Raw genomic sequence first — 12560 nt, 5'->3', positions numbered from 1 at the left:
CGCACCGTTCCGCGTGAGGCATGTCGCCCCATCTCCCCACCGCACTCCCCCACTCCATCTCCCCCACCGCACCGCTCCGCCCCAATGAGCTCCGCCCCCACCGGTGATCGAGAGGCAGGATTGACATGAACCGAGCAACAGGTGCGTTCCACAGCCGCCGCCGTCTGCTCCAACTCGGCGCGCTCGCCGCCGCCGCGCCCACCGCCCTCCTGGCCACGGGAAGAGCCGACGCCCGCCCGCTGGCGACGGTGGACTACCCGAAGGCCGAGTCCGTCCCGGCGAGCACGTCCAACTACACGGTGGCCAACCGCCCGTTGACGTACCCGGTCAACTTCGTGGTCGTCCACGTCACCCAGGAGTCGTACGGGACGACGCTCGGCATCTTCCAGAACCCGGCCAAGCAGGTCTCCGCCCACTACGTCGTCCGCTCCTCCGACGGCCACATCGCACAGATGGTGCGGGAGAAGAACGTCGCCTGGCACGCGGGCAACTGGGACTACAACACGCGCAGCATCGGTATCGAACACGAGGGGTGGGTCGACAAACCGGAGTACTTCACCGCGGCGATGTACCGCGAGTCGGCGGCGCTCACCGCGTCGATCTGCGCGCGACACGGCATCCCCAGGACCCGTGACCACATCATCGGCCACGTCGAGGTGCCCGGCACCGACCACACGGATCCGGGGCGGTACTGGGACTGGGACCGGTACATGCGGCTGGTCGTCGGAGCCTGATTCCGGTCGCGTCACGACCCGATCCGAGCCGCCGGATCAGGGCCGAATCAGAGCCGGATCAGAGCCGGATCAGGGCCAGATCAGGGCGGGCGCGGGCGTCTCCACACGCGTGTGCGGCATGTGCCGATACGCCCGACCCGTGTCCTGATCCTTGTCGGCCCGCGTCCCCGGAGCGACCATGTGGTCACCGCACCGTCGCGAGGGAGCCGTCCTGGAGGCCGAGTTGACCGATCCGTGGGTCGCCCTGGAGCCGGGCACCGATCCGTCCGAGCAGGTCCGGGCGCTGCGCCGCGCGCACGACCGGTTCACCCTTGCGGGCACCGTGGCCCGTCCGGTGCGGCCGGTCGTCGCCGCGTCCTGGCGTCGCTCGGCGGGCGCGCACGTCAGCCCGGACGACTCGGCGTCGGTGGAGATGCCCGAGGGCGATCTCGGCAGCTACCGGGCGGAGCATCCGCTGGCCCGTGTGATGCCGCTGTTCCGTGAGCTGATGGGCACGTTCGCGGCGGACGGCGAGCATCTGCTCGCGGTGTGCGACGCGCACGGCAGACTGCTCTGGGTGGAGGGGCACACGGGTACGCGGCAGGCGGCGGGCCGGATGAACTTCGTGCCGGGCGCCCGCTGGTCGGAGTCGGCGATGGGCACGAACGCGCCGGGCACGGCCGTCGCGGTCGACCGCCCGGTGCAGGTCTTCGCGGCCGAGCACTTCATCCGCAAGGTCCAGCCGTGGACCTGTGCGGCAGCTCCCGTGCACGATCCGCACACCGGACGACTGCTCGGCGCCGTCGACATCACCGGCGGCGACCGCCTCGCGCACCCGCACAGCCTGGCGTTCGTGCAGGCGGTGGCGCGGGCGGCGGAGTCCCAACTCGCCCTCCTGTCCCCGCCGCCCGCCGCCGAACCGGCCCTCCGCCTGACCGCGCTCGGCCGTGACGAGGCCCTCCTCCTCACCCCGGCCGGCCACAAGCTCCGCCTCAGCCGCCGCCACAGCGAACTCCTCGTCCTGCTCGCCCGCCACCCGGAGGGCCTGACCGGCGACGAGCTCCTCTGCTTCCTCTACGAGGACGAGTCCGTGACACCGGTGACGCTGCGCGCCGAACTGGCCCGGCTGCGCCGGGTACTCGGCCCCGACGTGCTGCACTCCCGCCCCTACCGCCTCTCGGCCCCGGTCGACTCCGACTTCGGCACGGTCGAGCGCCGCCTCGCCTCCGGAGCGGTCACGGCGGCGGCGTCCGCGTACACCGGACCGCTCCTGCCCATGTCGCAGGCGCCCGCCGTGACCCGGATCCGGCGCAGGCTGACCGACGAACTCCGGGCGGCGCTCATCGCCCGCGGCGACCCGGACCTGCTCGCCGACTGGGTGCACGCCCCGTGGGGCGAGGACGACCTGGACGCCTGGCGGGCCCTCGCTGCGATCCGCCCGACACCGCCGACCCTGGCACGTATCGCCGCACTCGACGACGAACTGGGCTCCCCGGACCCGTACGCAACGTCACTGCAACGTCGGGATTCCTAGCCTCCTCACGAACGCTGCCCAAAGGCGGGCAGCCGCACAGGAGGCAGGCCAACATGACCCGCTACGCAGCGCCCGGCACCGAGGGCTCCGTCGTCTCCTACGAGGCCCGCTACGACCACTTCATCGGCGGCGAGTACACGCCGCCCGCACGTGGCCAGTACTTCGAGAACCCGAGCCCCGTGAACGGGCAGCCGTTCACCGAGATCGCCCGCGGCACGGCAGAGGACGTCGAGCGTGCCCTCGACGCCGCGCACGCCGCGGCGCCCGCCTGGGGCCGCACGGCGCCCGGCGCCCGGGGAGACATCCTCCTCAAGATCGCCGACCGCATGGAGCAGAACCTCGAACGCCTCGCGGTGGCCGAGAGCTGGGAGAATGGCAAGCCGGTCCGCGAAACGCTCGCCGCGGACATCCCCCTCGCGATCGACCACTTCCGCTACTTCGCGGGCGCGGTCCGGGCCCAGGAGGGCAGCCTCTCCGAAATCGACGACGACACGGTCGCGTACCACTTCCACGAGCCGCTCGGCGTCGTCGCGCAGATCATCCCGTGGAACTTCCCCATCCTGATGGCGACGTGGAAGCTCGCCCCCGCGCTCGCGGCGGGCAACGCGGTGGTCATCAAGCCGGCCGAGCAGACCCCGGCCTCGATCCACGTCTGGCTCGACCTGGTCAAGGACCTGCTGCCGCCGGGCGTGGTCAACATCGTGAACGGCTTCGGCGTCGAGGCGGGCAAGCCGCTGGCGTCCTCGTCCCGTGTGGCCAAGGTGGCCTTCACGGGCGAGACCACGACGGGCCGCCTGATCATGCAGTACGCCTCGGAGAACATCAAGCCGGTCACCCTCGAACTCGGCGGCAAGTCCCCGAACATCTTCTTCGACGACGTCTGGGCCAAGGACGACGACTTCCGCGACAAGGCCCTCGAGGGCTTCACGATGTTCGCGTTGAACCAGGGCGAGGTGTGCACCTGCCCGTCCCGCGCGCTCATCCAGCAGGGCCACTACAGCGAGTTCCTCGAAGCGGCGGTCGCCCGCACCGAGGCCATCAAGCCGGGCCACCCGCTGGACACCGACACGATGATCGGCGCCCAGGCCTCCAACGACCAGCTCCAGAAGATCCTCTCGTACCTGGACATCGGCCAGCAGGAGGGCGCGAAGGTCCTCACCGGCGGCCACCGCATCGAGTACGACGGCGAGCTGGCGGGCGGCTACTACGTCCAGCCCACCATCTTCGAGGGGGCCAACCGCATGCGGATCTTCCAGGAGGAGATCTTCGGCCCGGTCGTCTCGGTCGCCTCCTTCGCCGACTACGACGACGCCATCAAGATCGCCAACGACACGCTGTACGGCCTCGGGGCCGGGGTGTGGACGCGCGACATCAACATGGCGTACCGGGCGGGCCGTTCGATCCAGGCGGGCCGCGTCTGGACGAACTGCTACCACGCGTACCCGGCGCACGCGGCGTTCGGCGGCTACAAGCAGTCGGGCATCGGCCGCGAGAACCACAAGATGATGCTGGACCACTACCAGCAGACGAAGAACCTTCTGGTGAGCTACTCGGCACAGAAGCTCGGGTTCTTCTAGGAGACACGAAAGGGCGCCTGATCTGCTCTTTCCTGGCCAGGCGCCCTCCAGGACGTTGTTCAACAGAGCGAGCGAGATACCCTCTGCCCCCCATGCGAGCGCCCTCCGCCGGATCGACACGGGCCGCTCGGTTACCAGGTGACGGGCAGGGCGTGCAGCCCGTAGATGAGGGCGTCGTACTTGAAGGGGATCGCGTCGAGGCCGTCGACGGTGCGGAGGGTGGGGATGCGGCGCAGGAGCGTGGGGTAGATGACCTGGAGTTCCATGCGGGCCAGGGGCTGGCCGACGCAGTGGTGACTGCCGGCGCCGAAGGCTTGGTGCTGGCGGGCGTTGCGGGTCAGGTCGAGGCGGTCCGGGTCGGGGAAGACCGCGGGGTCGCGGTTGGCGAGTTCGCCGAGGAGGATGACGCCGTCGCCCTCGCGGATGGTCTGGCCCGCGATCTCGATGTCCTCAGCGGCGGTGCGGCGGCGGCCGAGGTGCACGATGGAGAGGTAGCGCAGGAGTTCTTCGACGGCGTTGCGGATGACGGCGGGGTCGTCGGTGTCGCGGATCAGGGCGAGTTGGTCGGGGTGCTGCAGGAGGAGCAGCGTCCCCAGGCTGATCATGTTCGCGGTGGTCTCGTGTCCGCCCAGAAGTAGGAGGACGCCCAGCGTGGCGGCCTGGCGACGAGTGATCTCACCGCTCTCGATCTGCGTGCAGAGGCTGGAGAGGAGATCGTCACCGGGTTCGGTGAGCTTGCGGCCGACGAGTTCGTCGAGGTACGTGGCGAGGTTCGTGTGGGCCGTCCCCCGTTCCTGCGGAGAGGCGACGGCGGAGACGATGGTCTTGCTGTTGGCCTGGAAGAACTCGTGGTCCCCGTAGGGCACTCCGAGCATCTCGGAGATGACCAGCGACGGGATCGGCAGGGCGAGATCCCGGACGAGGTCAGCGGGCTTGGGGCCGGCCAGCATGGCATCAATGAAGTCGTCGGCCATCTCCTGCACGCGGGGGCGCATCGCCTCGATCCGCTTGATGGTGAAAGCACCGCTGATCATGCGGCGCAGCCGGGCGTGTTCGGGGTCGTCCATGCCGACGAAGCTGAGGTCGGTGCTGCCGGCGTGGGCGTTCGCCGGGTCCACCGGGCTGGGGAAGCCGGGCCGGGTGAACTCGACGCTCAGGCGCGGGTCGGAGAGCAGTGTCTTCTGTTCGGCGTGGCCGGTCACGGCCCAGGGGGTGCTGTCGCCCCAGGAGCGGACCCGGGTGAGCGGGCCGTGCTCGGAGAGCGCCTGCATGTCGGGGGAAGGCGCGAAGGGGCACTTCGACGAACGCGCCGCGGGAAAGTCGGGTATGTCGAGGGCGTTTGCCCCGGGGGTGGTAGGCGTGCTGGTCATGGGGTCCTCCGGTGGGGGGCCGCTTCCGTCGTGCGGAAGGTGACAGGCGGGCCCGAATCAGTCCGTGGCGCGCGACGGAAGTGTGCGGATGTGGGGCGTGCTGAGGGTCTCTGCCACCGTGGCCGGGTCCAGGCGACGGGCCCAGAATGGTCACGACCGGTCTGGTGCTGTGGGTGGTCGGTGGCGTGAGCGGCCGGACGTGTCGGCCGACTCGGCCGTGGCCTCAGGTCACTGCGGAACCGCGGCCGGTTCTGGCCGGGCTGCGGGGGCGTATCGACCCAGAAGGTGCTGGCGGTGCTGGCGGGCCTGTTTGGGCATGTTCCAGCCGAGGACGGCGACGGGTCGCCCGTCCTCGTCGAGGTACTGGGCGACGAACCGACCCTGCTCCGGGTCGCCTTCGGCGATGTGCACCGTGGCGGTCGGTGCGGGCAGCCCGTACACCTGGATCTTGACGCCGAGTTGGTCGGTCCAGAAGTAGGGGACGGGGCTGTAGGGGCGTTCCTCTCCCAGGATGTTCGCCGCGACAAGCATGGCCTGCTCGGTGGCGTTCGTACGGTTCTCCAGGCGCAGATAACGGCCGAGGCCCTCGTGATGGAAGCGGGCCACGTCCCCTGCGGCGTAGATGCCGTCTGCCGCGAGGCAGTGGGAGTCGCAGACCACGCCGTTCGCGAGATCGAGGCCGCTGTCGGTCAGCCAGTCGGTGGCGGGAGTACCGCCGACGGCTGAGACGACGAGGTCGGCGGGGAGGGTTGCGCCATCGGCCGCGCAGACGCCGGAGACGCGTCCTTCGATCGTCTCCAGGCCCTCCACCAGTGTGTCCGGGCGAAGTCGTACGCCGTGCTCGGTGTGCAGCGCGGCGAGCCGTCGGCCGATGTCGTGGCCCAACTGGGTTTGCATGGGCGCGCTCTGTGGTCCGGCGAGTGTCACGTCGGCACCCATCTGGCGGGCGGTGGCGGCGATTTCGGCGCCGAGCACCCCGTCGCCGGCGACCACGACCCGTTCGGCCGCCAGCAGTTCCTTGCGCAGTTGTGCGGCGTCGTCGAGGGTGCGCAGGACGTGCACCCCCGCTGCCCCTGACAGGCCGGGCAGTTTGCGGGCGTGCAGTCCGGTGGCCAGGACGACGATTTCCGCCCCCAGCTCACTTCCGCTCGCGGTGCGTACGGTGCGGGTGGCTGTGTCGAGGGCCACCGCGCGCTCGCCGAGGACGAACTCGGCGTCCAGGGCGTCCAGCACCTCTCGGGTGCGCAGGTGCGTACGCTCGGCGTCCCATGTGCCGGCCAGCACCTGCTTGGACAGGGGCGGACGGTCGTACGGCGCTCCGGCCTCCTCGCCGAGCAATGTGATCCGCCCGCGGTACCCCTTGCGGCGCAGGCTCTCCACGACGGCAAGCCCCGCGGCGCTGGCCCCGACGACGAGCACATCTGACGGCGTGTTCACGCGTCCTCGTGCACGACGATGGCGGCGGCCGGGCAGACACTGGCGGACTCGCGGACTGCCTCGTGCTGGTCGGCGGCGGGCTCGGCGTCGAGCAGGATGACGATGCCGTCCTCGTCACGCTGGTCGAACACGTCCGGTGCGATCAGTACGCACTGGCCGGCGCCGCAGCACTTCTCCTCATCCACGGTGATCTTCATGCGGTCTCCTTGTTCGGATGGTTCGGCTCCTGCTGGTCTGTTCAGCGGGAGGTGGTGGGCGCGGCGAACAGGCCCACCAGCGCGTCCTCCAGCGCGTCGGCGGTGCGTTCCCAGGACGTGCCGGACCCGGCCTTGGTCTCGGCCAGCGCACGTTCGTGCTCCGCGCAGGTGTGAGTGATGAGGTGCCGGGCCATCTTGGCGCGCGCGGGCCGGATCTCGGGGGGCACGGTGTCGTGCAGGCACCGGCCCAGTCCCTGGAGGGTGCGGCGCAGACTGTCCCGTGTGAGGGACTCGTCCTCCACCAGCGTCCGCATCAGCGGGTCCGTCATGAGTTGGACGGCGAAGCGGGCATACCAGGACGGGACGCCGAGGGCCGCGTTGTGCTCGGTGACCGGACGCAGCAGGCAGCGCACCCAGTCCCGCAGGTCGGTGCTGTCGCCGGCGACCTCCACGTAGCGCGTGCGGAGGAGGTCGACGTGGTCGCTGTGCCGGCTCATGATGGCCCGTACGAGCGTGGCCTTGCTGCCGAAGTGGTAGCTGACGGCGGTGGTGTTGCCCTGGCCGGCCGCCTCGCCGATCTGCCGGTTGGAGACGTTCGACAGTCCATGCTCGGCGTAGAGGCGCTCGGCCGCGGCCATGATGGCATCGCGTGTGCCGGCACCCCGGCCGGTGCGGGGCTCGGTTCTGGTCACCAGGTCACCGGCAGTTCGCGCAGGGGGCTGGTGAGCATGCCTTCGTGGCGTTGCAGGGCGTCGGCATCCACCGCGAGCCGGAGGTTCGGAAGGCGGCGGAGCAACACCCCGAGCACAGCCTGCAGTTCGGTACGAGCCAGGGGCTGCCCCAGACACGAGTGAGGTCCGGCGCCGAACGCGAGGTGCGGGTTGGGGCTGCGCCCCACGTCCATCACGTCGGGTGTCTGCCAAGCCTGTTCGTCCCGGTTGGCCGCCGCCATGCTGCACACGACCGTCGTGCCGCGCGGCACGGTGCCACCGGAGAGCTCGACGTCCTCGTGGGCGTAGCGCAGCATTCCGAAACCGCTGCCGTTCGGATCGAAGCGCAGCACCTCCTCCACCGCGGGGCGGATCAGGGAGGGGTCCTCGACCAGCCGCTCCCAACGGCCACGGTCGGACAGCAGGTGCGCCGTCATCATCGCGATGAAGCCGGCCGTGGTCTCGTGTCCCGCCAGCAGCAGGGCCTGGCCGGTGGCCACAAGGCCCGCCTCGGACATCGGCTCGCCCTCGGCGTCCTCCCCGTCCATGAGCCGGCTGAGGAGATCGTCCCCGGGCGCTTCCCGCTTGTCGGCGATGAGATCCGCCATGTAGCCGGCGAAGGCCCGGTGAGCTGCGTCGGTCTCCTCCCGGCTGTACTTCGTCATGTTGAGGAAGGTGTCGGACCAGCCCTTGAAGCGTTCCCGGTCGCTCTCCGGCACCCCGAGCATCGTGCAGATGACGTAGACCGGCAGCGGGAAAGCCAGGTGGCTGATCACATCCGCGGGGCCGCCGTGCTCGATCATGGTGTCGACGAGCTGATCGGCCATCTCCTCCATCCGCGGTTTCAGCGCCGCCATCCGTTTCGCGGTGAACCACTTGCCCACCATCCGACGCCAGCGCTCATGCCCTTCGTCGTTCAGGGCCTTCGCCATGGGGCTGCTGAAGATGCCCTCTGCGTCACCGGCCGTGATACGTGCGGCGTCCGGCCGGGCCAGACCCTCCCGGCTGAACCGCGGGTCGGCCAGCACGGTGCGCACGTCCTCGTAGCGGGTCAGCAGCACCGCAGCGTCGCCGCTCGGAAAACTCACTGCCGCCACCGGGCACTTGCTGCGGAGTTCGGTCCACTCCGCGGGCGGCGCCAGGGCAGTGGGAGCAACGATCGGGTAGTCCAACGGCTGCTGCTTCGGGGCTTCGCTCATGTCGGCCTCCTTGAAATCACCTTCGTGATCACTACACATCGCATCGACACTTAAGTCAACCAACTGACTTAAATGCAGAGGGTCTCGGGCCACTACCGCCGAAAAAACGGGGAGACAATCGCGACCAGATCCGACGCAGCGTGAAGCCACTGTCGTCGCCGCGGCCAACGGCCCCCATAAAGCCTTCAACAGGAGGCGGGACCTCATGGTAGGGAGTGCGGCATGGAGTTCTTCTGCTACCACCGTGACCGGCCCGGTTCACTGCCACTGCGCAGGGAACTACTGGAAGAGCACTGGTCGTACATGGACCGGTACGCGGCGGCGATGATCGCCCGTGGCCCGACCTTCGCCGACGACGGTGAAACACCATCCGGCAGCGTGCACATGGTCGACCTGCCGGATCCCGACGCTGCCCGCGCATTCGCCTTCGACGAACCCGGCTACCAGGCCGGCGTGTACCAGGATGTGCTGTTGCGCCGCTGGCAGAACGTTCTGGGGCGCACCATGTGGGACTTCCCCGGTGGCCGGACCGGCGGCAACCGGTACCTGGTCCTCGGCCTCGGCCTCGGCACCGGGCCAACCGCCGATCCCGCCCTGCCGTCCAACCGCGACGAACTGATCGCCCACGGGCCACCGCTCTCCGACGACGGCACCACTTGGCTGGGCACGGCGGCACTCGTCCGGGCACCGGACCGGGACACCGCACGTGCCACCCTGACCTCGAACCGATACGACCACATCGAGGTCCACGACTGGGAGTTCGGCGGGAGGCGCTGATGAGCCGAGGCGGCGCAAGGTAGTCCCAAGACTACGCGCGGGACGGACCACTGCCGCCTGAGACCGGCGACCGCAGCAACTGCGGCTGCAGTACTGGCCGACCGACCAGCGACGCGGTGCCTGGGCAAAACGGGTGGCTGCCGCGCGCCGGGCTCACGACGAGGCGTGCGGCTCTGGCCCCGTGGTGGCGCTTACAGGGCGAGCCGTCCGGCTCGGCCGGCGGGGGCGCGGCCTCCAGCGCCCACTTACTGGGCAACGAATAGAGGAAGGCGACGTCCCCGTCCGGGGCAAGGGCGGCGACCAGATCGCCTACGGTCTCCAACTCGGCGCCGGGACAATTCAGTTCGCTGTAGATGCGGTCGGCCGTGCGACCGGAGGCCCGGGTCCCGTCGGTGATCGCGGTCTGCCGCGAGCGGCGTGGATCCAGCAGCACGAAGGCGCCCTGCATCGATTCAGAACTTCAAGCACAGAAGTGTACGTTCGTACGCTCTCAAGGTTAGGGTCGCCCGCATGACTATCGACATAGGGGTGCGGCCGACCCTCGCCGAGCGGCGTGCCCGCGCCGCAGTGGGTGCGCTGTTCTTCACCAACGGGGCCCTGTTCGCCAACCTGTTGCCGAGGTATCCACAGATCAAGGCCGATCTCGGGATCAGCAACGGCACCTACGGTCTGGCCGTCGCGGCGTTCCCGGCCGGGGCGATCGCTGCCGGGCTTGCCGCCGGGGTGCTCATCCGTCGGCTCGGCTCAGCTCGGGTCGCGGTCTTCGGCACCCTGCTGACCAGCGTGGGCATCCTTGCGGCTGGTCTCGCCGAGTCGGTGGCACTGTTCGGGGCGGCGTTGTTGCTGGCCGGGGCAATGGACGCGCTCACCGACGTCGGGCAGAACGCTCACGGCCTGCGTGTGCAGCGTCATTACGGGCGGTCCATCATCAACTCGTTCCACGCGATCTGGTCGATCGGCGCCGTCACCGGAGGGCTGATGGCCGCCGGCGCCATCGCCCTTGGCCTGTCCCTCGGACAGCATCTGACGATCTCGGCGGCTGTCTTCGCTTTCGTCGCCCTTGCCGCCTGGCGGTTCTGTCTGCCGGGCCCCGACAGCGCACCGAAGGACGCCGACGCCCCGGGACAGCACTCGGCTGCGCGCGTAGGCGGCTCTCTGTCCACCCGGTATGTGCTGGTTGCCCTGGTCGTCATCGCCACGGCCGGAACTCTGGTGGAGGACGCAGGAAACTCCTGGGCCGCTCTGTATCTCTCCGATGCCCTGCGGGCGTCTGCGGCGCTCTCGGCCGGCGGCTACATCGCCTTGGTGGGCGCCCAGTTCATCGGCCGCATCATCGGAGACCGGCTCGTGGACCGTTTCGGGCAGCGCACCGTGGCCCGAACCGGCGGCCTGATCGCCGCGGTTGGCATGGGCCTGGCCCTGGCTGTGCCCACACTGCCTGGCACGGTACTGGGATTCGCCGCGGCCGGTTTCGGAGTGGCGACCCTGGTGCCCGCCGCGATGCACGAAGCCGACGAACTGCCCGGCCTCAAAACCGGTTCGGGCCTGACGATTGTCTCCTGGCTCATGCGTCTGGGCTTTCTGCTCTCCCCACCGGTCGTCGGGTTCGTCGCCGACGCGACCAGTCTGCGCGTGGGCCTACTGGCGGTACCCCTGGCCGGGCTGCTCGTGGTTCTGCTGGCACGGGTCCTGCAGGCCCGCCGTAACCGAACGCCGCCGGGAGACACGTGCCAAGCGGGCGCCAACCGCTCGTGAACGGTGCCTGCGCCCGACGGGTCCTCGCCGCGTACCAAGAGCACACGGCTTTTCGAGCCCCACAGCTCAGCACGGGCTACCGGCCTGCGGTAGGAGTCTCGCCGAATCGCTTCTTGTATGCCTTGACGAAATGGCTGCTGTCGGCGAAGTGCCAGCGGGCGGCGATCTCGGAAACGGTGAGGCGTGTCGAGAGCAGCTCCGCCCTGGCGCGTTCAAGTCGACGTTCGCGCACATATGCCATGACCGACGACGTGTCCCCTTGGCCGAACGCGCGGTAGAGAGTGCGGACGGACACGTTCAGGGCCCCCGCGATCCCCCCGGGGCCGAGATCGGGGTCGGCGAGCAGCCGGGCCTCTATGTGGTCCATCGCCGCTCTGAGGAGCGCGGGTGCGAACTCTGCGTCGTCGATGATCTGGTCGTTCAGCAGTCCCCTGAACAGTTCCAGGGTCGCGTTGCGGGCGGCCCTGGAGGCGCCAGCACCGAGTCCGTCCGCCAGTTCCGTCCAGAGACGGAGGTGGGCGAGCAGAAGGGCCGCGGCGGGTGACGCCTGTTCCGCGGTGACCGCCCGCGCGTTCTTCGGGAAACGAATCTCGCTCGCGGGGACGACCAGGGTGATCGCCCGGGTGCCCCGGGCGACCTCGAAGTCCCAGAGATCCTCGTTCCTGCGCGCGCACAGGGTTCCGGCCGCCACGGTGGCTCTCCGACCTCCCGTGGTGAAGCGCCACTCACCGCTGAGGGTCACGCTTGTCACGATCCGGTCCTCGAGGTGCCCATCCGGGCCGCCGGTGGCCCCTGCGACCGCGTCGCTGTACTGGTCCTCCAGGAAGAGGTCGAGCAGGTTCTGCTTCCAGATGCGGGCGCGGTACGTCCCTTCGCTGTGCCGCGGCAACCGCATCGGCGGAGCCGGCACCGACTCCCCCGCCTGACGCTGCCACTCCCTGAGCAGCACACCGTTCCGGTTCTCGTTCGCATACGGCACGGTGACGTCGACCATGGGTGCGGAAGGGTTTCCGATCCGCCACGGAGACACGCTGACTTCGGTGCTCATCTGGATCAAGGTACCCCTCCCCCTGGCCATCGCCCCCGGCCGGGCTCACCGTGCGGTTCTGGGTGGAAGGGAAGTACAACGCACGGGGCCGACTCGTACAAGTCGCCGGCGTCCGGGCCTTGTGATCATGATCCGGCGCCTTCCCGCCTTCCCGCCTTCCCGGCACGAGCGGGTTCTCCCGCCTTGGGACGAGCAGGTTTCGCCGACCCTCCGGGTCCCTGCTTCCGACCGCCCGGGCGCTGA

11 protein-coding genes are annotated in these 12560 nt (G+C 69.8%); 5 read left to right on the top strand and 6 right to left on the bottom strand.

Going from position 1 to position 12560, the window contains the following annotated elements; translation table 11 throughout:
* Positions 1 to 125: 125 nt before the first annotated feature.
* The 3 genes from ACY34M_RS19550 (at position 126) to exaC (ending at position 3824) form a co-directional block, all read left to right on the top strand.
* Entirely contained in the window at positions 126 to 734 is a 609-nt protein-coding gene (locus tag ACY34M_RS19550; RefSeq protein ID WP_462722917.1) for an N-acetylmuramoyl-L-alanine amidase, read from the top strand.
* A 223-nt stretch (positions 735 to 957) separates the two neighbouring features.
* Positions 958 to 2247: a GAF domain-containing protein gene (locus tag ACY34M_RS19545; RefSeq protein ID WP_462722975.1), complete on the top strand. Its 1290-nt coding sequence runs from the start codon at positions 958 to 960 to the stop codon at positions 2245 to 2247.
* A 53-nt stretch (positions 2248 to 2300) separates the two neighbouring features.
* A complete protein-coding gene (exaC, locus tag ACY34M_RS19540) occupies positions 2301 to 3824 on the top strand; it encodes an acetaldehyde dehydrogenase ExaC (protein WP_462722916.1) in 1524 nt (507 codons plus the stop codon).
* Positions 3825 to 3955: 131 nt separating this feature from the next.
* On the opposite strand, the gene ACY34M_RS19535 is transcribed toward exaC, so the two are convergent.
* From ACY34M_RS19535 to ACY34M_RS19515, 5 genes are all read right to left on the bottom strand, one after another.
* Positions 3956 to 5194 carry a cytochrome P450 gene (locus tag ACY34M_RS19535; protein WP_462722915.1) on the bottom strand — a complete coding sequence of 413 codons (1239 nt, stop codon included), beginning with the start codon at positions 5192 to 5194 and terminating at the stop codon, positions 3956 to 3958.
* Between the two features lie 228 nt (positions 5195 to 5422).
* Positions 5423 to 6631, bottom strand: a complete 1209-nt coding sequence (locus ACY34M_RS19530) for an NAD(P)/FAD-dependent oxidoreductase (RefSeq protein ID WP_462722914.1) — start codon at positions 6629 to 6631, stop codon at positions 5423 to 5425.
* Positions 6628 to 6828 carry a ferredoxin gene (locus ACY34M_RS19525; RefSeq protein WP_462722913.1) on the bottom strand — a complete coding sequence of 67 codons (201 nt, stop codon included), beginning with the start codon at positions 6826 to 6828 and terminating at the stop codon, positions 6628 to 6630. The genes ACY34M_RS19530 and ACY34M_RS19525 overlap by 4 nt, the downstream gene beginning before the upstream one ends.
* A gap of 41 nt (positions 6829 to 6869) precedes the next feature.
* Positions 6870 to 7520, bottom strand: a complete 651-nt coding sequence (locus tag ACY34M_RS19520; RefSeq protein ID WP_462722912.1) for a TetR/AcrR family transcriptional regulator — start codon at positions 7518 to 7520, stop codon at positions 6870 to 6872.
* Complete coding sequence (locus ACY34M_RS19515) at positions 7517 to 8737, bottom strand: cytochrome P450 (RefSeq protein ID WP_462722911.1); 1221 nt, start codon at positions 8735 to 8737, stop codon at positions 7517 to 7519. The genes ACY34M_RS19520 and ACY34M_RS19515 overlap by 4 nt, the downstream gene beginning before the upstream one ends.
* A gap of 222 nt (positions 8738 to 8959) precedes the next feature.
* On the opposite strand from ACY34M_RS19515, the gene ACY34M_RS19510 reads away from it, so the two are divergent.
* Both ACY34M_RS19510 and ACY34M_RS19505 read left to right on the top strand, forming a co-directional pair.
* Positions 8960 to 9514, top strand: a complete 555-nt coding sequence (locus ACY34M_RS19510) for a YciI family protein (RefSeq protein ID WP_462722910.1) — start codon at positions 8960 to 8962, stop codon at positions 9512 to 9514.
* Positions 9515 to 10024: 510 nt separating this feature from the next.
* Positions 10025 to 11269 (top strand): MFS transporter, encoded by a 1245-nt coding sequence (locus ACY34M_RS19505; protein WP_462722909.1) that lies wholly within the window; start codon positions 10025 to 10027, stop codon positions 11267 to 11269.
* 76 nt (positions 11270 to 11345) lie between these two features.
* On the opposite strand, the gene ACY34M_RS19500 is transcribed toward ACY34M_RS19505, so the two are convergent.
* On the bottom strand, positions 11346 to 12317 hold the full coding sequence (locus tag ACY34M_RS19500; RefSeq protein WP_462722908.1) for a helix-turn-helix domain-containing protein: 972 nt from the start codon (positions 12315 to 12317) through the stop codon (positions 11346 to 11348).
* Positions 12318 to 12560 lie beyond the last annotated feature (243 nt).

The organism is Streptomyces sp. EDA2-14, from assembly GCF_054963755.1.
The sequence above is the reverse complement of the archived record's forward strand: the minus strand, read 5'-3'. Positions and strand labels throughout refer to the sequence as shown.

Excerpts from the sequence above, each read along its gene's own strand:
- ACY34M_RS19550 (WP_462722917.1), top strand. The coding sequence starts at position 126 with ATGAACCGAGCAACAGGTGCGTTCCACAGCCGCCGCCGTCTGCTCCAA.
- exaC (WP_462722916.1), top strand. The coding sequence starts at position 2,301 with ATGACCCGCTACGCAGCGCCCGGCACCGAGGGCTCCGTCGTCTCCTAC.
- ACY34M_RS19535 (WP_462722915.1), bottom strand. The coding sequence starts at position 5,194 with ATGACCAGCACGCCTACCACCCCCGGGGCAAACGCCCTCGACATACCC.
- ACY34M_RS19525 (WP_462722913.1), bottom strand. The coding sequence starts at position 6,828 with ATGAAGATCACCGTGGATGAGGAGAAGTGCTGCGGCGCCGGCCAGTGC.
- ACY34M_RS19515 (WP_462722911.1), bottom strand. The coding sequence starts at position 8,737 with ATGAGCGAAGCCCCGAAGCAGCAGCCGTTGGACTACCCGATCGTTGCT.
- ACY34M_RS19510 (WP_462722910.1), top strand. The coding sequence starts at position 8,960 with ATGGAGTTCTTCTGCTACCACCGTGACCGGCCCGGTTCACTGCCACTG.
- ACY34M_RS19505 (WP_462722909.1), top strand. The coding sequence starts at position 10,025 with ATGACTATCGACATAGGGGTGCGGCCGACCCTCGCCGAGCGGCGTGCC.
- ACY34M_RS19500 (WP_462722908.1), bottom strand. The coding sequence starts at position 12,317 with ATGAGCACCGAAGTCAGCGTGTCTCCGTGGCGGATCGGAAACCCTTCC.